At 61.9% G+C, this 19,053-nt stretch carries 17 protein-coding genes and 2 pseudogenes; 3 read left to right on the top strand and 16 right to left on the bottom strand.

Features of this window, described 5'->3' with window-relative positions:
• A pseudogene (locus QZM72_RS34870) lies at window positions 1-175 on the bottom strand (3-hydroxyacyl-CoA dehydrogenase); the annotation flags it as partial.
• A 73-nt stretch (window positions 176-248) separates the two neighbouring features.
• Here QZM72_RS34870 and QZM72_RS35745 point away from each other — a divergent pair.
• The gene (locus QZM72_RS35745; RefSeq protein WP_367620055.1) at window positions 249-539 is read left to right on the top strand and encodes an RcnB family protein; all 291 of its coding nucleotides are present in this window, start codon (window positions 249-251) and stop codon (window positions 537-539) included.
• A 57-nt stretch (window positions 540-596) separates the two neighbouring features.
• Here QZM72_RS35745 and QZM72_RS34860 read toward each other — a convergent pair whose 3' ends face one another.
• The 6 genes from QZM72_RS34860 to QZM72_RS34835 all read right to left on the bottom strand — a co-directional run bounded on the left by QZM72_RS34860 (window position 597) and on the right by QZM72_RS34835 (window position 8,932).
• Window positions 597-1,841: an ATP-binding protein gene (locus QZM72_RS34860; RefSeq protein WP_089468827.1), complete on the bottom strand. Its 1,245-nt coding sequence runs from the start codon at window positions 1,839-1,841 to the stop codon at window positions 597-599.
• Window positions 1,838-2,602, bottom strand: coding sequence for a response regulator (locus QZM72_RS34855; protein ID WP_089468826.1), 765 nt, complete (start codon window positions 2,600-2,602; stop codon window positions 1,838-1,840). Before QZM72_RS34855 ends, QZM72_RS34860 begins: the two co-directional genes overlap by 4 nt.
• Window positions 2,603-2,883: 281 nt before the next feature.
• Window positions 2,884-3,036: a hypothetical protein gene (locus QZM72_RS34850; protein WP_179233454.1), complete on the bottom strand. Its 153-nt coding sequence runs from the start codon at window positions 3,034-3,036 to the stop codon at window positions 2,884-2,886.
• A gap of 101 nt (window positions 3,037-3,137) precedes the next feature.
• A complete protein-coding gene (locus QZM72_RS34845; protein ID WP_301740376.1) occupies window positions 3,138-4,589 on the bottom strand; it encodes an efflux transporter outer membrane subunit in 1,452 nt (483 codons plus the stop codon).
• Window positions 4,586-7,774 (bottom strand): efflux RND transporter permease subunit, encoded by a 3,189-nt coding sequence (locus QZM72_RS34840; RefSeq protein WP_089468824.1) that lies wholly within the window; start codon window positions 7,772-7,774, stop codon window positions 4,586-4,588. Before QZM72_RS34840 ends, QZM72_RS34845 begins: the two co-directional genes overlap by 4 nt.
• 9 nt (window positions 7,775-7,783) lie before the next feature.
• Window positions 7,784-8,932, bottom strand: coding sequence for an efflux RND transporter periplasmic adaptor subunit (locus tag QZM72_RS34835; RefSeq protein WP_256979686.1), 1,149 nt, complete (start codon window positions 8,930-8,932; stop codon window positions 7,784-7,786).
• 602 nt (window positions 8,933-9,534) lie between these two features.
• Between QZM72_RS34835 and QZM72_RS34830 the strand changes: the two are divergent.
• Window positions 9,535-9,814: pseudogene (locus QZM72_RS34830) on the top strand (IS5/IS1182 family transposase); the annotation flags it as partial.
• A gap of 8 nt (window positions 9,815-9,822) precedes the next feature.
• Here QZM72_RS34830 and QZM72_RS34825 read toward each other — a convergent pair.
• From QZM72_RS34825 to QZM72_RS34785, 9 genes are all read right to left on the bottom strand, one after another.
• The gene (locus tag QZM72_RS34825; RefSeq protein WP_089468822.1) at window positions 9,823-10,158 is read right to left on the bottom strand and encodes a Rieske 2Fe-2S domain-containing protein; all 336 of its coding nucleotides are present in this window, start codon (window positions 10,156-10,158) and stop codon (window positions 9,823-9,825) included.
• 2 nt (window positions 10,159-10,160) lie between these two features.
• Entirely contained in the window at window positions 10,161-10,472 is a 312-nt protein-coding gene (locus tag QZM72_RS34820; RefSeq protein ID WP_089468821.1) for a YciI family protein, read from the bottom strand.
• Window positions 10,473-10,475: 3 nt separating this feature from the next.
• Window positions 10,476-11,348: an intradiol ring-cleavage dioxygenase gene (locus QZM72_RS34815; RefSeq protein ID WP_301740377.1), complete on the bottom strand. Its 873-nt coding sequence runs from the start codon at window positions 11,346-11,348 to the stop codon at window positions 10,476-10,478.
• A 37-nt stretch (window positions 11,349-11,385) separates the two neighbouring features.
• The gene (locus QZM72_RS34810) at window positions 11,386-12,453 is read right to left on the bottom strand and encodes a maleylacetate reductase (protein WP_089468820.1); all 1,068 of its coding nucleotides are present in this window, start codon (window positions 12,451-12,453) and stop codon (window positions 11,386-11,388) included.
• Window positions 12,454-12,460: 7 nt separating this feature from the next.
• Window positions 12,461-13,927: an aldehyde dehydrogenase family protein gene (locus tag QZM72_RS34805; protein ID WP_089468819.1), complete on the bottom strand. Its 1,467-nt coding sequence runs from the start codon at window positions 13,925-13,927 to the stop codon at window positions 12,461-12,463.
• A 32-nt stretch (window positions 13,928-13,959) separates the two neighbouring features.
• On the bottom strand, window positions 13,960-14,979 hold the full coding sequence (locus QZM72_RS34800; protein ID WP_089468818.1) for a hydroxyquinol 1,2-dioxygenase: 1,020 nt from the start codon (window positions 14,977-14,979) through the stop codon (window positions 13,960-13,962).
• Window positions 14,980-15,020: 41 nt separating this feature from the next.
• Entirely contained in the window at window positions 15,021-15,515 is a 495-nt protein-coding gene (locus QZM72_RS34795; protein ID WP_089468817.1) for a hydroxyquinol 1,2-dioxygenase, read from the bottom strand.
• Between the two features lie 125 nt (window positions 15,516-15,640).
• On the bottom strand, window positions 15,641-16,570 hold the full coding sequence (locus QZM72_RS34790) for a LysR family transcriptional regulator (RefSeq protein ID WP_089468816.1): 930 nt from the start codon (window positions 16,568-16,570) through the stop codon (window positions 15,641-15,643).
• Between the two features lie 124 nt (window positions 16,571-16,694).
• Complete coding sequence (locus QZM72_RS34785; protein ID WP_089468815.1) at window positions 16,695-17,948, bottom strand: MFS transporter; 1,254 nt, start codon at window positions 17,946-17,948, stop codon at window positions 16,695-16,697.
• Window positions 17,949-18,821: 873 nt separating this feature from the next.
• Between QZM72_RS34785 and QZM72_RS34780 the strand changes: the two genes are divergently transcribed.
• Window positions 18,822-19,053 (top strand): hypothetical protein (locus tag QZM72_RS34780; protein WP_218828348.1); only part of this gene is annotated, 232 nt, incomplete at its 3' end.

Here is a 19,053-nt window from a genome sequence, read left to right as displayed (position 1 = left end):
CCGCATCCGCGCGAGCACCCACCACGCCACGCCCGTCCGGCCCGACGCCGAGGTCATTGACGACGACTTTGGCGCCCCTGGCGGCGAGATACTTGGCGTGTGCGCGGCCCAGGCCGGGATTGCCGCCTGCTCCGGTCACAATCGCCACCTGACCTTCAAAACTTAAGTCGCTCATGGTTCCAATCTCGATTGTCTTCTCATGTCAGGCGTACTCATCAAAGCTACGCTCCATAAAATAATCGATTATTTTGAAATCGGCGTCACTCAGGGTATACCAGCCTCACTTCGAGGGATTCTTCTCCCGCCATGCGTTGCGGCGTCTTCAGGCCCGCGGAAAACAGCACATATACCCAGAGAACATCGGCAGGTTGTCGCCCGACTATCATGGCTCGCAATATGTCGTCGACAATTGGCACGCGCACGATCTCCAGCCGCCGCCCTCGGGTTATCAATGGGTGCAGGTGAACGGGGACTTCGTACAGGCTGCGATCCCCACGGGCGTGATTTCGAGCATCCTGCTCGCGCCACATCGTTTATGAACGACGGATGCCACCCACGAAGGGCGGCATCGAAAATCACATCGCAACAACTTGCCGTCAGACCTCGCGGCGGAACGTCAGTGTCACGCGAAACCCGCCTTCGGGCGCGTTATCGCATTCGAACTGCCCGTCGTTATAACGCGTGAGCCGTCGCACGATCGCGAGGCCCAGACCGCAATGCGCATCGCCCCCGCGCGCCGGATCGAGCCGTGTGAACGGCTGCAGCACGCGTTCGAGGTGTTCGCGCGGAATGCCCGCGCCGTGATCGCGCACGGTAAGCGTGTAGACGCCGTTATGCGCGGACGTCGAAATCTCGACGGGCGGGTCGCCATAGTTCATCGCGTTCTCGATTAGATTAGACAGAATCCGGTCGAGATCCACGAGCGGCAGATTGAAGCCATCGCCCGCATTCAGACGCAGGCGCACGAGCGCCTCATCATCGAGCCCGTCGCCGTAATGACGCCGGCAATGCGCATCGACATTCGCTTGCGGCGACGGATCGGCCGTGTCGCGCGCATAGTCGAGAAATTGCGTCACGATGCGCGACAGCGACTCGGCGTCGCGCAGGAAGCCGCTGCGATTCGCCACATCGGGCAGCAGGTCGGCGCGCACCTGCATGCGCGTGATCGGCGCACGCAGATCGTGCGCGACGCCCGCCAGCATCACCGCGCGCTCCTGCTCGGCTTTCCCGAGTTCGCTCATCATCTCGTTGAAGTCACCGATCAGCAAGCGCATTTCGGCCGGACCGCTTTCCGTCACGGTCGGCGCGCGCCGTCCGATCCTGAATTCGCGCGCCGCATCCGCAAGCCGGTGCAAGGGGCGCTGGAACTGCCATGCGGCGAACAGTGCCGCGCACACGGCCAGCACCAGCATCACCAGCGACGATCCGAGAAAACGCACGCCAGGCAGATTGGCGTTGCGCATGTAGAGCCAGTATGGCTCGCTTCCATAGCGTATCCACAGCGATCCCGTGCGCGGCTGGAAGACGACGCGGCTGCCGGGCGGCAGGCGTCGCAGCAGGTCAGGCGCATCGGAGCCGGTGCAACCGTTGGGACAGCCGGAACGGCCCACGTCGGCTGCGGCGATATATTCGATATCAAGCGTCTGCGCGACGTGTCGCGCGCTTGCTTCGCCGTCGTGCTTCGCCTGCACGGCGAGCATCGCTGCGCGACGCGCATGTTCCGCATCTATCTGGCTGCGCTCGCGGTCGACGACAAACAACGACGTCACATGTACAGCGACGATCAGACCGACCGTCATCGTCGCGAGACGGCCGAAAAGCGTATTGAACGGATTTTTCATTCCGATGTGTCGCCTTTTCCGTCTTCACTGATTGCGTTGCCATCCCCGGTTTCGCCAGGCACGAACATATAGCCGATGCCCCGAATCGTCTGGATACGGCGCGGCGCGGCGGGATCGTCTTCGAGCAGCCGCCGCAGATACCACACGGGCACGTCGATGCCGCGCTCCGTCACATCGGAATCGGGACCGTGCAGCAACTCGACAATGCGCGTGCGTGACAGCGTTTCCATCGGGTGCTGTGCGAACACTTCGAGCAGCGCGTATTCGCTGCCCGTCAGCCTGATCGGCTCGTTGTCGCGCAAGAGCGTACGCGACGCGAAGTCGAGCCGGAAGCGCCCGAACACGAGCGACTCACGATGCTTCGGGGGCGGCGCTTCGGGATGCAGCGCATGACGGCGTAGCACGGCATGAATTCGCGCGAGCAGTTCCTGCGGCATGAACGGCTTGCCGAGGTAATCGTCGGCGCCTAGTTCGAGGCCGATCACGCGATCGACGCCATCGGCGCGCGCAGTCAGCATGATCACGGGAATCGTGTCACCGCTCGCACGCAACTGCTTGAGCGCCGTGAGACCGTCGACGCCGGGCATCATCAGATCGAGGACGATGATCGACGGACGCTCGCGTTCGAGCCGCCGTGGGAGATGGGTAGCGTCGTGCAACACCGAGAAGTCGATGCCGCGTTGGTGGAAGAAATTGCGAAGCAGGTCGCGCAGGTCGGCGTCGTCGTCGACGAGCAGCACCTGAAGAGGCGTGTCGGGCATGATGTGAGCAGGCTGCGCCGGGTTTTGCCGCTTGGGACGGGCAGTGCCCTTGCCGCCAGATATCGGATCTACGTATGACTATAGCGCAAGGCGGTGCGCCCCCGGTTCCGAAGACTTAGCGAGTCTTACGGAGTCTTAGCGAATTACAGCGACCGCGTAATGACCGTTCGGGCGGCGTGAAAGGTCAGGAGTTTGCTGGCTCGGATGCAGCTTGAGCGTCGCAGGCAAAGCGGAAGCCAATGTCTGGTCCGCCTCATCATCCATGCGCGGTTCGCCCGATATCAACAGCCGCTCGTGCAGAAGCCGGTTCGCGCCGCGTAAATGAAACCGGCGGTGCGCGTGTCGACCTCGGGCGGCAACTGTGCACGTTCGGACACGGCGCGCAGCGCCGCCATCGACACCCAATCATAGAGCGCCCCTGTCTTCGCTGTCACCTCTCATTCGTCATCGCGATGATGTACAGGTCGTGAGCAGCCACACTTACAATGCGCCGCGCAAACGCCGGCGCAACGGTGCGTGCAGACGATGTAACGAATCAGCTTCCTGCTCGCACGACACGGGCCGCCGTTTCGGCAGTCGCGCTTTGCTCGCTCCATCCGCCGCCGAGCACCTTGTAGAGCGTGATGAGATTCGACAGCTTCGAAAGCGTATCCGTTACGAGTTGCTGTTGCGCCGTGTACAGCGAACGCTGCGCATCCATCAACGTCAGGAAGCTGTCCGTTCCGTGTTGATAGCGGACTTGCGCGATGTCGTAGTAGTTCTGCGCAGCCGTTACGTAGTCCCGATCGGCCTGAGTCTGCGCCACATAGGTGGCGCGTCCTGCCAGCGCATTCGCCACTTCCTTGAAGGCCGTTTGAATGGCCTTTTCATAGTCGGCGACCTGGATGCTCTTCTGGATCTTCGCCACATCAAGTGTCGCCTTGTTGTAGCCGTAATCGAAGATGGGCACGGTGATAGACGGCGAGAACGTCCACGCCCCGCTACCTGCCTTGAAAAGACCCGACAGGCTCGTACTCGACGAACCCGCAGAAGCAGTCAACTGGATCTTCGGAAAGAAAGCCGCGCGTGCCGCGCCAATGTTCGCGTTCGCCGCCTTCAGGGAATGCTCGGCCTCGACGATGTCAGGCCGCCGCGACAGCAGATCCGAAGGCAGCCCCTCGCTGATGTCGGCCAGCATCGACGGGCTCGACATCAACGTCGCGCCTTGCGGCAGATCGTCCGGCAACGGACAGCCGATGCTGGCGACGAGATTGTTCTTGTCCTGCGCAACGGCGCGCGTATAAGACGCGAGGCTCGACTGCGCGCTCGCGAGGCTCGTGCGCGCCTGCTGCACATCCTGGAACGACGAACTGCCCGCCTCCATCATCTGCACGGTCAGTTCATAGGTCTTCTGGTCCGCCTCGACGGTGTTGCGCGCGATCTCCTGGCTCGTTTCGTCGGCGAGCAGCTGGAGATAGTCGGTCGCGACCGTCGCGATCAGGCTCAGTTGCGTACTGGCATGCGCGGAGTCGCTCGAAAGGTACTGCTCGAGCACCTGCCGCTTGAGGCTGCGCAGACGTCCGAAGAAATCGATCTCCCACGACGACATGCCAACACTTACCGAACCCGTCGACATGATCGTGCCCGCCGATCGTTCGCGCGTGAACGATCCGGAAGCATCGACGGACGGCGAGAGATTGGCGCGCGCGATCCGATACTTCGCTTCGTACTCGGCTACATTGAGCGCCGCGACGCGAAGGTCGCGGTTGTTCTCGAGAGCCAGTTCGATCAGACGCTGCAGACGAGCGTCCCTGAAAAAATCCCGCCAGCCGACATCGGTCGCGTAAGCCGCTTGGCTCGCCCGGCCCGTCTTGCTCGCATCGGTCTGATAGGCTTCGCCTTGAGGATATGCAGCCGCGACAGGCGCGGCCGGTCGTTGATACGCGGGATCGAGTGTGCAGGCGCACAGCGCCATCGCAATCATTGTACTCAGGTACTTCAGCTTCATGCTTGTTCCTCTTGCGACGGGCCATTAGGCTCCGTGTGCCCATGCTCGCCGAACAGACGGCGCACCACGACGTAAAACACCGGCACGAAGAAAATGGCCAGCACCGTCGCGGCAATCATGCCGCCCGCGACGCCCGTGCCGATTGCGTGACGTGCATTGGCGCCCGCCCCGGTACTGATCACGAGCGGCAGCACACCGAACACGAACGCGAGCGATGTCATCAGAATGGGGCGCAAGCGCATATGGGCGGCCTTGATGACGGCGTCGATCATACCGAGCCCTTGCGCCTGCAAGTCCTTCGCGAATTCGACGATCAGAATCGCGTTCTTCGTCGACAGACCGATGGTCGCCAGCAGACCGACCTTGAAATAAATGTCGTTGTCCAGTCCGCGCAAATGCGCGGCCGCGAGCGCACCGAACACGCCGAGCGGAACGACGAGGATCACTGCGAGCGGGACCGACCAGCTTTCGTACAGGCCGGCGAGGCAAAGGAACACGACCACGATCGAGATCGCATAGAGATAGACCGCTTGAGAGCCCGCCTGCACTTCCTGATACGACTGGCCCGTCCATTCGACGCCGAAGCCGGCCGGCAGCTGCTTGGCGATCTTCTGGACCGCATTCATCGCGTCGCCCGTGCTCACGCCGTTGCCCGTTTGCGCGGACATCCCCATCGCCAGTTGCCGGTTGTAGCGCTCGATCTGCGGCGGCCCGAACGTCCAGCGGCTCGTCGTGAAGGCTGAAAACGGCACCATGTCCGCATCGTAATTTGCGCGCGTGCCCGAAGAGGAAGATGACGAACTGTTGGACGACGATGAACTCGACCGCACGAACCAGCTGGCGACATCGGCTGGCATCATCCGATAAGGTGCATCGGCCTGCACGTAGACCTTCTGAATGCGCCCCGTGTCGATGTAGTTGTTCACATAGGAAGAACCGAATGCCGTCTGCAACGTGTCATTGATATCCGAGACCGACAGGCCGAGGGCTGACGCCTTCTCGCGATCGATATCGACTTGCAGTTGCGGCGTATCTTCGAGCCCCGACGGACGCACCATCGCCAGCGACGGCTCCTTCATCGCGAGCCCCATGAACTGGTTGCGCGCTGCCAGCAGTTTGTCGTGCCCCTGCCCCGCGCCATCCTCGATTTCGAAATCGAGACCGCTTTGTGTGCCCAGTTCCTGGATCGCAGGCGGATTGAGTACGAAGGTCTGCGCGTCGCGATTGGCATTGAGCTTGCGATTCGCGCGCGCGATGATCGCCGACGCACTGTCTTTCGAACTGCGCTGCTTCCAGTCCTTCAGCGAGACGAATGCGAGCGCGTTGTTCTGCCCTTGTCCGTTGAAACTGAAGCCGTTCACCGTGATCATCTGTTCGACGCCGGGCTCGTCGTGCAGGAAGTATTGCTCAGCCGCTTCCACGGCCTTGAGCGTGCTTGATGCAGGCGTGCCGACGGGCGTGCTGATCGAGACGAGGATGTAGCCCTGGTCCTCTTGCGGCAGATATGACGACGGCAAAGTCATGTACAGCAACACGACGATCGCGCCCATGCAACCATAGACGAACATCCAGCGCATCGGCTTGCCGACGATGCGCGCGAGCGCGCCGCTATAACGTGTGGTGCCGGAGGAAAACTTGCGGTTGAACCAGCCGAAGAAGCCGCGCTTTTCCTCATGCCCGTGTTGCGTCGGTCGCAACAGTGTCGCGCACAGAGCGGGCGTGAGCGTGAGCGCGAGAATGACCGAAAGCACCATCGCCGAGGCGATCGTGATCGAGAACTGCCGGTAGATGGCACCCGTCGATCCCGAAAAGAATGCCATTGGAATGAACACGGCAGTCAGCACCGTGGTGACGCCGATCAGCGCACCCGTAATCTGACCCATCGCCTTCTCGGTGGCCTCGCGGGGCGACAAACCCTCCTCGCTCATCAGACGTTCGACGTTCTCAACCACGACGATGGCATCGTCCACCAGAAGACCGATCGCTAGCACCATCGCGAACATCGACAGCACGTTGATCGAGAAGCCGATGGCCGCCATCACGCCGAACGTGCCAAGCAGCGCGACGGGTACGACGATCGTGGGGATCAGCGTCGAGCGGACGTTCTGCAGGAACAGATACATCACAGCGAACACGAGCACGACCGCCTCGAGCAGCGTCTTCACGACCTCTTCGATCGAGATGCGCACGAACGGCGTCGTGTCGTACGGAATGCTGACCTTGACGTCCTTGGGCAACTGCGGCTCGAGTTCCGCGAGCTTCGCGCGCACTTCGCGAGCGACCTGCATCGCGTTCGCGCCCGTCGCGAGCTTGATCGCCATCGCCGCCGCCGGCTTGCCGTTGTAGCGCGACGACGTATCGTAGGAATCGCCGCCAACCTCGATGCGCGCGACTTCCTTGAGCCTGACCTTCGAGCCGTCTGAATTGACACGTAACAGGATGTCGCCGAACTGGTCGACCGTCTTCAGAAGACTAGACGAGCGGACGGTCGCGTTGATCGCCTGCGAATCTGTGGCAGGCAAGCCGCCGATCTGGCCGACCGATAGCTGCACGTTCTGATTGGATACGGCCGTCGTGACGTCCGAGGTCATCAGACCGAAACTACGAAGCTTGACGGGATCAACCCAGATGCGCATCGCGTGCTGCGCCCCGAATAGCGTGACGTCGCCTACGCCGTTGAGCTGCGAGACAGAGTCCTGGATCTGGCTGGCGATGATATTGCCGAGATCGATAGAGTTATAGCTGCCGCCTGGCGACGACAGCGCCACGAACATCATGAAGTTGGTCGACGCCTTGGCAACCTGGATACCCTGTTCTTGCACCGTCTGGGGTAACGATGACGTTGCCTGGCTGACCTTGTTCTGCACCTGCACCTGGGCGATATCGGGGTTCGTGCCGGCATTGAACGTGAGCGTGAGGGTCGCTTGCCCTGACGAGCTGCTCGTCGACGACATGTACAGCAGGTTGTCGATACCGCTGAGTTTCTGCTCGATGATCTGCGTGACCGTCGCCGCCACGGTATCGGCGGATGCGCCGGGATAGGTCGCCGTGACCTGCACGGAAGGCGGCGCGATGGTGGGATATTGCTCGACGGACAGCGAGGTGATCGATACCGTGCCGACTAGCATGATAACGATCGCGATCACCCATGCGAGGATGGGCCGCTTGATAAAGAACTGAGCCATGCGCCCCCCTTACTGCTGCATGCCGGAAGCGCCCGGCGCACTCGCCGACGAGGCCGATGCGGCCTTGATGGCCGGCTTGTTTTCCGCGACCTTGACCTGCGCACCCACATGTGCGCTTTGCAGGCCGCTCACGATAACGCGGTCGCCCGCATGCAGGCCCTCGGTCACAATCCACTGGTCGCCATACGCAGTATCGGCCTTTACGCTTACCTGGCGAACCTTCGATGACGCATCGACGACATACACGCTGGCCTGCCCCGCCGAGCCGCGCGACACGGCAATCTGTGGCACGAGAATCGCGCGGTCGTCCATGCCCTCTTCGAGCCTGACGCGAACGAACATGCCGGGTAACAGGTCGCCCTCGGGATTCGGGAAAATGGCTCGCAGCGTCACCGAGCCCGTCGTCGTATCGACGCTGATGCCCGAAAATTGCAGCGTGCCTGTGTGCGAATACGGCGTGCCATCCTCGAGTTCCAGGCTGACCACCGCGCCGTTGTCGCCCGCGCGCTTGAGCTTGCCCGACGCGAACGCCTTGCGCAGCTTCAGCCATTCGGCGCTCGAACGCGTGAAGTCGAGGTACATCTGGTCGAACGCGTGAATCGTCGCGAGCGCCGTTGTCTGATCCGAGGTGACGAGCGCGCCTTCCGTCACGCTCGACGCGCCGATCCGGCCGGAAATGGGCGCCGTGATCCGCGTGCGGTCGAGGCTCACACGTGCCGATTCGAGCGAGCCCTGATCGGCGATCACATCCGCTTCGGCCTCTCGCACGGCGGCGATCGCGTCGTCGTAATCCTGCTGGCTCACCGCCTTGATCTTGACGAGATCGGTATAGCGGTCCGCCTTGGTTCTGGCAGATGCGAGCGTCGCGCGTGCCTTCGCGAGCGTGCCGCGGGCGGAGTCGTAGTTCGCCTGATAAGAAGCGGGATCGATCTGATACAGCACCTGCCCTGCCCTGACGTCCGAGCCTTCGACAAACAAGCGCTTCTGGACGATGCCACTGATCTGCGGGCGGACATCCGATAACTTGAGCGAGGAAAGACGACCAGACAGTTCCGTCGTCATCACGATGTGTTGGGGCACAACCGTCTCGACACCGACCTCGGCGGTTTGTGCGCCGGACGGCGATGCCTCGTGCCGATTACAGGCGGAAACCATCATAGCGACGGCGCCGCACAGTGCGGCCAGCAGGCGGCGAGGAGGTGCGCAAACACCGGGAACCCGCAAAAAAACGTGCGAATAAAGGTTCTGCATACGCGAGAAAGAGAGAGCTCCAGCGTCGTGCAAACGCAACGCCCTAGCCGCACCGCACGTGCGTGGTGCGGCTGGGGCCGGTGTACGTCGATCGGCAAATGCGACGCCGACGCTAATGTTGAACAGCCGGCTTGTTGACGAAAGATTCATCGAGGCGCCGATCTTCGCATAACTGAAGTGCGCGAAGCTTAGCGATTCTTTCAACGTGTTACCGAGATTATTCGGGCTTTGGCATACCGCCCCTAGCGGGAGCGGGACGGGTTGAATAACCACAAAGTTGCGCGATTGTTTAACTCGGCGCGGCGGGTAAAGCGGGATCGCGATGGACGATGGAACGGCAACGCACGACCCGCTCACGGGTTACACGCCGGCAACCCTAGCCGGGAAACTCGTCGTGGATGTCGTCGATCAGTTCTACCAATTCGATGGAACCATCTGCCAACCCGGCTCGACCCCGCTTCGGGGCAATCTGTTGGTTCCGGCTTCGCGACTGTCACGAAGCCGGAGCGCAGTGGCTGGCGCTGATCGACGCGATTCCATCGATTCGCGGCCCGCGCGACCACTCGATTCAACGGCCCCGCGTCGTCTACGCCGATCGCGGTCATGACTCCGAGCGGCATCGGCGCGCCCTGCGCCATCGCGGTATCCAGTCAGTGATCGCGAAGCGCCGGACCGAGCACGGCAACGGACTCGAAAGTATCGTTGACTGGTCGGACGCATGCATTCCTGAAACTTGGTTGCTCGCTTGTCTGCCTGAACATCTTCAGGCGTACCGAGCAGCCTTTTTGAGCTGGCATCTAAGCGCTGTCGAAAACGACCCATGCATCGGCGTTAATTTCTACTTGGACCGCATCCAGCGACGCGCCTTTGCAGGGCCCATCAACGCACTTTCCATCGTCAAACCTGAATATCGCACTATGGTGAGCGCACATCAGAACCTCAGATCGATAGCAAAAGATATTTCCGGGGACAAAGTCCAAGCCTACGGAAAAATGGGGGCACCGATTTACGTAGGCCCACACCTTGTCACCACGCCGGACAATGACGATGGGACGGTCGACTGATTCTTCGGCGACTACACGGGCACCACCGTCGGGCACATCGTCCAAACGACATAGCCGATGCGCGCTCATCACTACACCCGCTGCTCGGGATTACCAAGGCTCCAGTCCCACGGACGAACCTCCACTCGCGAGAACAAACCTTCCTTCATGTAAGGGTCTTCTCCAACGAACCGCATCACCGCTTCGATGTCGTCGGCTTCTACGACCAGGAGCGTGCCGTTCATCGCATTGCCGAGGGGCGCCAGCGTAGGACCGCCGAGGCGTACCAGAACACCGTGCTGAGACGCACTGCGGAGATAAGTCCGATGACTCGGGCGCACACGCTCACGCACCTCGCGCATGTCAGGCTTGTCGGTGGCAAAGACTGCGAAATAGCGACTCATGGTTCAGCTCCGGTCAAGCACGAAGTCGTAGTTCGCCTCGCGATATGGGCCATTCAGATTGAAACGGCGCGCGAGTTCATCGCCCCCCGGGCGCTCGCGGTAAGAAACCATCAGCGATGGCTTGACGCCGAAAACCGCGTCCGAATGAAGGTACTTGTCGTTTTTGTCGAACAGATGGGTCACGAGCGTTCGATGTCCGGGCGCATCAATCATGAAATGCAGATGTGCGGGCCGCCACGGATGCCGGCCTGTCGCGTCGAGCATCTTGCCGACTGGACCATCCATCGGAATCGGGTAGCTCACGGGCAGAATCGTGACAATTGCGTAGCGCCCTTCGGCATCCGCGTGGTAGCGACCACGCAGGTTTCCGTGGGGTTGCTCGGTGTCTTGCCCCGAGTACATGCCATTTTCAGCGGTCTGCCACACGTCGAGCACGGCGTCCGGCACCGGTGCACCGTCGGTGGTCAGCACGCGGCCATGCACGACCACCGGAGTGCCGGGCGTGAACGCCATGTTCTCGCCATACGCTCGGTCGGGCATGCCTTCGATGTAGAACGGGCCGAACACCGTCGTTTCCGTCGCGCCGGTCGCAAAACGATGGTTGATCCGATCGACCAGCATCGATACGCCCAGCGTGTCCGACAGCAGAATGAACTCCTGCCGCACGACGTCGTCGCACATCTTTCCGGTTTCGGTCAGGAAGCCGATCGCAGCCATCCACTCCGCCTCAGTCAGCTCCGTTTCGCGGACGAACGCATGCACGTGCCGCACGAGGCTCTGCATCAAGGTGCGCAAGCGCGCGTCCTGTGTGCTGGCAAAGCTGGCAACAACCTGCTCGGTCAGCCTCGCATCGCTATCGCCATGTTCGGTGGTCACATCGGTCTCCATATATGCTTTCAACCGCCTTGCACGCCTAGTGTGGCGCGCGCCCTTCCCATGCACGCTGAAGCAATTCCCTGATCGGTGCGCGTTCGATCGGACGCGGATTCGCATAGGGATTCTTGCAGGCAATATCAGCTGCCTCGTCGAGGCCATCCTGCCGCATGCCGATATCTTCGAGCGCCGACGAGATGCCGAGTTTTTGGTTCAGCTGGAACAGAAGCGAACCGGCTTCCGCGGCTTCGCTGCCGCCAAGAGCGCGCGCAACCCGACGCAGCGCTTCAGGCGCGGCAGCGTGGTTGTAGTGCGCCGTATGAGGCAACATCGCGGCGTGCGTCTGCGCGTGCGGGAGGTTGAAGGTGCCGCCGAGCGTATGACAGAGCTTGTGATGCAACGCCATGCCGACGGCGCCCAGACATGTGCCGGCGAGCCATGCGCCATACAGGGCGCGGCTGCGCATCTCGCGATCGTCGGGCGCGCGCACGATGGCTGGTAACGCTTCGCCGAGCGCACGAATCGACTCCTCTGCCATCAAGCTGATCACCGGGTTCGCATCTTCCGCGTAGAGCGCTTCGACCGCGTGCGCCATCGCATTGACGCCGGACGCCGCCGAAATCCCTGGCGGCAGCGACAGCGTCAGCGACGGATCGTAGAGCACCGTACGCGGCAGCACGCGTGCATCGCGCCCGGTGCGCTTGAGCCGCTCTTCCGTGAGCCCGTAGATCGGCGTCATTTCCGAACCCGCGTAAGTCGTCGGCACGGCGAGGATCGGCAGCGACGATTCGAGCGCGATCGCCTTGCCGAGCCCGATCGTCGAGCCACCGCCGATCGCGATGCAGCAGTCCGCGCCAAGCTCGGTGGCCATCTCGCGCGCCGCACGAGCGACTTCGATCGGCACGTGCATCACGGCCTGCGCGCACACGCCGGCTGCACGCTCGCCGAGCACGCCGCTGACGCGCTCCGCGAGCGCTCGCTGTTCGGGCGTGGACAGGATCAGCGCCCGCTGCGCGCCGAGCGCGGTCAGCTCGTCCGGCAGCCGGTCGAGCGCGCCCCATTCGAACACGACGCGCGAAGGCGTTCCCTGGTAGACGAAGCGCTCCAAGGCGACCTCAGCGCTTGAAGTGCGGCGGCACGTTGCCGTCGACGTTGACCCACACCGAGCGCGCTTCCGTGTAGTCGTGCATCGCCTCGAAACCCATCTCGCGGCCGTAGCCCGACTTGCCGATGCCGCCGAATGGGCTGCCCGGATTCACACGCTTGTAGCAGTTGATCCAACACATGCCCGCGTCGATCGTCGACGCCATCCGGTGCGCGCGGGACAGATCGTTAGTCCACAAACCGCTGCCGAGCCCGTATTCGGTCGCGTTGGCAATCGACAACGCTTCTTCGTCGCTGCCGAAGCGCAGCACGGTAACGAACGGCCCGAACACTTCCTCCTGCGCGACGCGATCGGCCGCGCTTTTCGCTTCGATGACGGTCGGACGCACGTAGTAGCCATTCGCGAGCGTGGCCTCCTGCGGCGCGCTGCCACCTGCGAGCACACGGCCGCCCTGCTCCCGCGCGACGTCGACGAACGACAGCACGCGGTCGAGGTGCTGCTTCGACGTCAGCGGGCCCATTTCGGTGTCCGGATCCAGCGGATTGCCAACGCGGATAGACGAAGCCAGCGACACGAAACGCTCGAGGAATTCATCCGCGATACGTTCATGCAGCACCAGACGCGAACCGGCGATGCACGCCTGCCCCTGGTTGTGGAAGATCGCCCACGCGGCGCCGTTGATGGCGGCATCGAGGTTCGCATCGTCGAACACGATGTTCGCGCCCTTGCCGCCGAGTTCCAGCTGCACGCGCTTCAGGTTGCCCTGCGATGCGTCGACGATCCGGCGCCCCGTCGCGGTCGAACCGGTGAACGCGATCTTGCCGACACCAGGGTGTTCGGCGAGACGCTGGCCGGCCGTATGTCCATAGCCGGGAACGATATTGACGACACCTGCGGGGAAACCGACCTCGGCCATCAACTCGACGATCCGCAGGGTCGACAGCGGCGTGATCTCCGACGGCTTCAGCACGACCGTGTTGCCGGCGGCCAGCGCGGGGCCCATCTTCCAGCTGGTGAACATCAGCGGGAAATTCCACGGCACGATCTGACCGACGACGCCGATCGGTGCACGCTGCACATAGTTCAGGAAGCCGGTTTCGACCGGAATCACCGAGCCTTGAAGCTTGTCTGCCATCCCGCCGAAGTAGCGGAAACAGCCGGCCGTGCGCGGCACGTCAAGCGCGCGCGAATCGCGGATCGGATGGCCCGTGTCGAGCGATTCGAGCTGCGCGAGTTCCTCGGCATTCGCGTCGATCGCGTCGGCGAGACGCAGCAGCAGCCGGCCGCGTTCGGCCGCCGGCAACGCCGACCATTTCGGAAACGCGCGGGTTGCGGCTTCGACTGCAAGGTCGATGTCCGCCGCGGTAGCGGCGGCGATCTTCGTGATCAGCGAACCGTCGTGCGGATTGAGCACGTCGATCGTGCCACGGTCGACTGCGTCAACGAATCGCCCGTCAATGAAGAGCTGGGTCTGCATGTATCTTCCTCGATGTATTGCTGGCGCGCGACTTAGAACTCGATGGGATACGGAGCCAGTTCGCCGCTCTCATAACGCTGCGGCAGGTTCGGCGTGGCGTTTTCCCACACCAGAAGCATCGAGCGCTTGGTCGAGTAACCCTGGTGCCGGATATCGGCGGGCATTGCGCAGATGTCGCCGGCGCGCATCGTGATCCGTGCGCGCGGCGCACCGGAGTTCTTGTCGCCAATGTCCCAGACAATTTCGTCGGAAAGTTGCAGGAACCATTCGACGCGGTCGTTGCCGTGGAACACCGGCAAGATGAATTCTTCGGTCGTCGGACAGAACAGGCTGAGACCGCAGACGGACGTCACCGACGGATTCCACGTCACGTCCGAACGCGATAGATATTTGAAGAGGCTGAACGCATGAAGCTCGTGCTCGAAGCCCGGTTCGGCATGCACTTCCGGCTCGTCTTGCACGACGTCGAGGAATGCACGATTGACCGCCAGATCGTCGCGCAGCGGCGAGTCTCCTTCGAGACCCGGCATACGGCGCGTCGCGATGCGGGTACGTTCGATTGCCGCAACGTTCTCGCCATGCTTGCGGCCGAATGCCGTGCCGGTTTCTTCTGGAGCTGCGAACGGGTCGAAGCCTTCGTTTGTCCAGTCGTGCAGCATGGCCTTGAACGTGGCCATGATGGTTGGCGTGTCGAACGTCTCGGTATAGTCGACGCCCGCTTCCTTCAGGATGCCGTTGAACGTGCCCGCGTACACATCTACCTTGCCGTAGTGATTACGTGTCCCGAACACATGGTCGAAGTTGACCCAGCCATAGAAGAAGCCCCATGCGACGTCCCGCATCATCGCGCGCAGGAACGCGTCCGCGGATATCGCGTGCGTGCGGATCTGGCCTTTCGCGGGCCAGCTGATCTTCACGAAGTACTCGTCGCGCTGGAACGCGAATTCGCCAAGCTGGAAGCGGCGGTAACCGGTGACGGGATCGGCTTCCGTGGCCTGCACCAGATCGGCGGCGAAGCCAGCGGAAAGATCGAGGGTCTCGAGGGTGGCCATAACATGTCTCCAGGAATATTTGAATGAGGCGGTCAGGCAGGTCAGTGCAGGCAGATATCTGCCCACTTCTCTACGGACAGCTCACCGAGAACGGTCTGCACGAGGGCAACGCCCGGCTCGCTTGCGACGAAGCGGTACGCACAGCCCGCCGGCAGCAGTGCCTGGTGCCCCTTGCGCAGGACGACATACCCCATCTTGCGACCGGCAGGCCGGACGCCCGCGTGCACCGTGCCACGCCCCGACGTCGGCGGATTGTCGAGCTTGATGAATTCGATCTGAACTGCGCCATCCATCTGGATGGCGAACTCGTCGTGTGCACATGCGAACCATTGCGATGCGCCTTCGGTACGCAGCACTTCGATGACATATTCGAGATTCTTGCCGACGACGACCTTCTCGTACGGTGCTGACTTGGAGGCCACCTCGAATACGTTCGAGAAGGCGTAATGACGAGCGCTCCCGCTCGTGATTTCGATGTCGCCTTTCTTGTAGCTGTCGAGCGAGCCAAAGACGGTGTGAAATGCCGCGTCAGTCATTGCTGTCTCCTGTGTTGAACTGCTTGTTAGGTTCAACTCTAGGGGCAATAGCTGTGAGTAACAACCTCCGGAACAGCGACTACCGCATTTGCGATTCCCGAATAATCCACCGACTGATTCGAGGGCTATCGCACCCAGCCGCGCTCGAGCAACGGCACATCCCAGGACGGTTCACTGCCGATATATTCGGCGAGGAACTCGACAAGCGCCTTCACCTTTAATGCCTGACGCTGCGTCGCAGGATAGACGGCCGCAAAGCTCAACGACGACAGGTCATAGTCCGTCAACACGGGCACCAACGTCCCCTTGACGAGCGCGTCGCTCGCGACCAGGGTTGGCAGGCAAACCACCCCCCCGCCTGTCAGTGCGTAGTCCCGGAGCAGATGTACCGAGTTCGAGCGAACCATTCCCGGCAATTCCATCTCGACGACTTCATCACCCTGAGTCATAGTCCAGCGATTTCGTGAGGGATATCCCGAGTACAGTGCAGTTGTGTGGTTCAGCAGGTCCCGTGGATGCTGTGGCGCACCATGATCGTCGATGTAAGCCGGCGAAGCACAAAACAACCGCCGAACGGTAAATAGCCGGCGTTCGATGAGCGACTCGGAAATCGGGGGGAATATCTGGAAAGCGATATCGAAGCCTTCCTCGACCGGGTCAACCACGCGGTCATTCACGATGACATCGAACTGGATTCCCGGATAGCGGCGATTGAATTCAGCCAGTGGGGCAGCGAAATGTCCAAGGGCGAACCCCGGAAGCATCTGGATGCGCAAGCGCCCCGTCGGTGTGGCGCGCATTTCCCGCATCTGGTCGGTGAGCTCATTCACCCTGCCCACCACGTCTGCGCATTCGCGATAGAACGCTTCGCCTACCTCCGAGAGCCGCACGTGACGCGTGCTGCGATGGAAGAGCGGCGCATTGACGAACTTCTCGAGCTGCTGGATGCGGTTCGTCACTACGGAACTCGTCACACCGAGTTGTCTCGCCGCCTCAGCGAAGCTGCTGGCCTCGGCGACTCTCACGAATGCCTCGATGCTCAAAAATCGATCCATACTGCGCCCTTCTTGTCAGCAAAATACCAGTTTATCTGTACCGGACCGGTCTTTGCATCGCACGGGAAGGAGCCACACTATCACTGATCGGTTCTCAAAGCACGTATTCGCGTTCCCTTGCGGATTAACGCGACCGCTCACCCGCAGCAAGCTTCGCCGGTATGCCAGAACGACGCTGCAGTACAGCCGGTGCAGTTTCCCTCAGAAGCATGCTGACCAGAATGCCAAGAATGACGGCACACATGGGCAGCCAGAGAATGTTCTGAATGCCGAAATGAGCCGCGACGTAGCCGCCCAACGCAGGTGCGATGCCGCCGCCGAAGATTTCGCCGCAGCCGACCACCACACCGATCGACGTCGACACGAGGCCCACGGGCGCGGCTTCCGTTGCGACTGGCCCCGACAGCAGCGACACGAGCCCGAGCGTGAAGAACGACGCGACGAACAGGACGATGAACAGCGTGACGGGTTGCGGGCCGAGACCGCGGAAGATGTAGAGCATCACGGCCGTGCCCGCAAAGCCGACGATGCTCGCGATGCGGCGGCCCACCAGGTCTGACAGCCCCGGCAGCCCGAACTGCCCGATAAATCCGCCGAAGCCGATTGCCGACACGACGAGCCCCATCTTTTGCGTACCAAGCGCCAGGTAGTCCGTCAGGTACAGCGGCAGCAGCGCGCCGAGCACGAACACGCCCGTCATCGCGCAACACAATGCGGCCATCGCGACGAGGATGTTGCGGCTCTTCAGCACGTGGCCGAGCGACGCGGGCGCGTGCTCCGATACGACCTCCCTCTCCCGCCTCGGCTCGCGGATCACGAAGAACATGATCGCGCCGAGGATCAGGCCGGGTATCGCGACGAGCGCGAACACCCAGCGCCACGACACGAACTCGAGCAACTGCGTCGCGATGATCGGTGACAGCGCGAGCCCGAACAGCGCGAAGCCGCTTTGCTGCAGCCCGAGGTTCAAGCCGCGCCGACGCGGATGCGACGCGTCGGCGGTCGCCGCGAAGCTGGTCGGGCAGAACGAGCCTTCGGCGACGCCCATCAACGCCCGAATCGCGATCAGACCGAGCAGCCCACCCGCGAGCCCCGAAAAGCCCGACAGCAGCGAGAACGCGACGATCGCGGGGATCAGCACTTTGCGGCGGCCGATCTTGTCCGAGATGCCGCCCATCAGCGCGGCGAAGATGCCCCACGACAGGCCAAGCACGCCGATGCAGTTGCCGACGTCCTGCGCGGTCAGGTTCAGGTCCTTCATGATCGACGGGAACAGCGGCGCGATCAGCCAGCGGTCGAGGCCGACTAGCCCGAAACCGAGCGCCAGCAGCGTGACCGCCTTCCACTCGTACGCGGTATCCCACTCGTTTGCTTTCATGTCTGTCTCCGTGGAACTGGTCAGCCTGCGCGCGCCGCAGCGTCCGTGCATGAGCCAAATCCGTTGTCTTGGGTCTGCGATACGACGCGAGTCGCGCGGAAATGGCCACCGCCTTCCGGTTGCAGGCGTCCAATTCAATCAGCCGACGCCCGAACGATAGGTGCGCGGATACGGATCGGGTATGGAACAACCGGCGAACACGCCATTCGCGAAATGCAAATAATCTCGACGGACAAGGGAAAGGCGCCACCTGGAAAGCACGACGCAAAAAATGGCGGGACGAAATGAACATGGGACCGGCGAGCCTAGGGGAATCCCTCGTAGACACTGAAGAATACGCATCGCGGTCCGCTCAACGTCCCACTGTTCCAACTCGGGATCGCGTCGTCGGCCCGTGCGATCAACGGTTCCAGCATCCGACGCTTCGTTCCCGGGTCACGGCGAGCTAGCCGCGTCATAGCAAGATACGATTCTGTACTGACCCACATATCCAGACGCCGATCACCGTTGCCGTCCTTGCCAGCCGCGTCACGCCTTGTTCGATAGGCCGCTTGCCACTGTGCCGTCGTTTGCGTCATCTCCTACCTACAGTGGTTGTTACCCGGTAACGCGAGACCTCACGGCGCATGGCAGATCGAGCGTTTACGATAATGAATCATCTCGCGACTGAAGAATCGATTCTATCTCACTCCTTGCAGTTTTGACTCCCCCCACTTGAAAGGGGCCAAGTCCCCTCGTCCTCATAGTAGGTCACAAGGCATCTCGTTACAGGCAGCGGGGCTCAGCGCCACACCTACTGGTTGACAAACAATCGATTATTCTTGAAACTACGTTGACGGCGGCGACCCAGCAACGCTGGCATGATCATTCGGAGTGGAGAGTGAAGTTATCCGGCTATCGAGGGAAGTCTTTATCGTTACCTTCGTTGCACTGGCAAACCTTCGCACTCCAAACCTGACAACGACTTACGTGGCCGTCGGCTTGGTGGGCGCAGGTTTTGGCGCGGGGCAGGTCGGCGTGATGGGGATGCTGGGGCACTATTGGAGCACCACATTGTTCCCGATGCTGACCGCCATCGTACTGCTCGTTCAGACCGTGGGCGGAT

Source organism: Burkholderia sp. AU45388 (genome assembly GCF_030481585.1).
GTDB lineage: Bacteria > Pseudomonadota > Gammaproteobacteria > Burkholderiales > Burkholderiaceae > Burkholderia > Burkholderia sola.
Note: the sequence above shows the minus strand (reverse complement) of the source record. Positions and strands in the feature narration are given on the sequence as shown.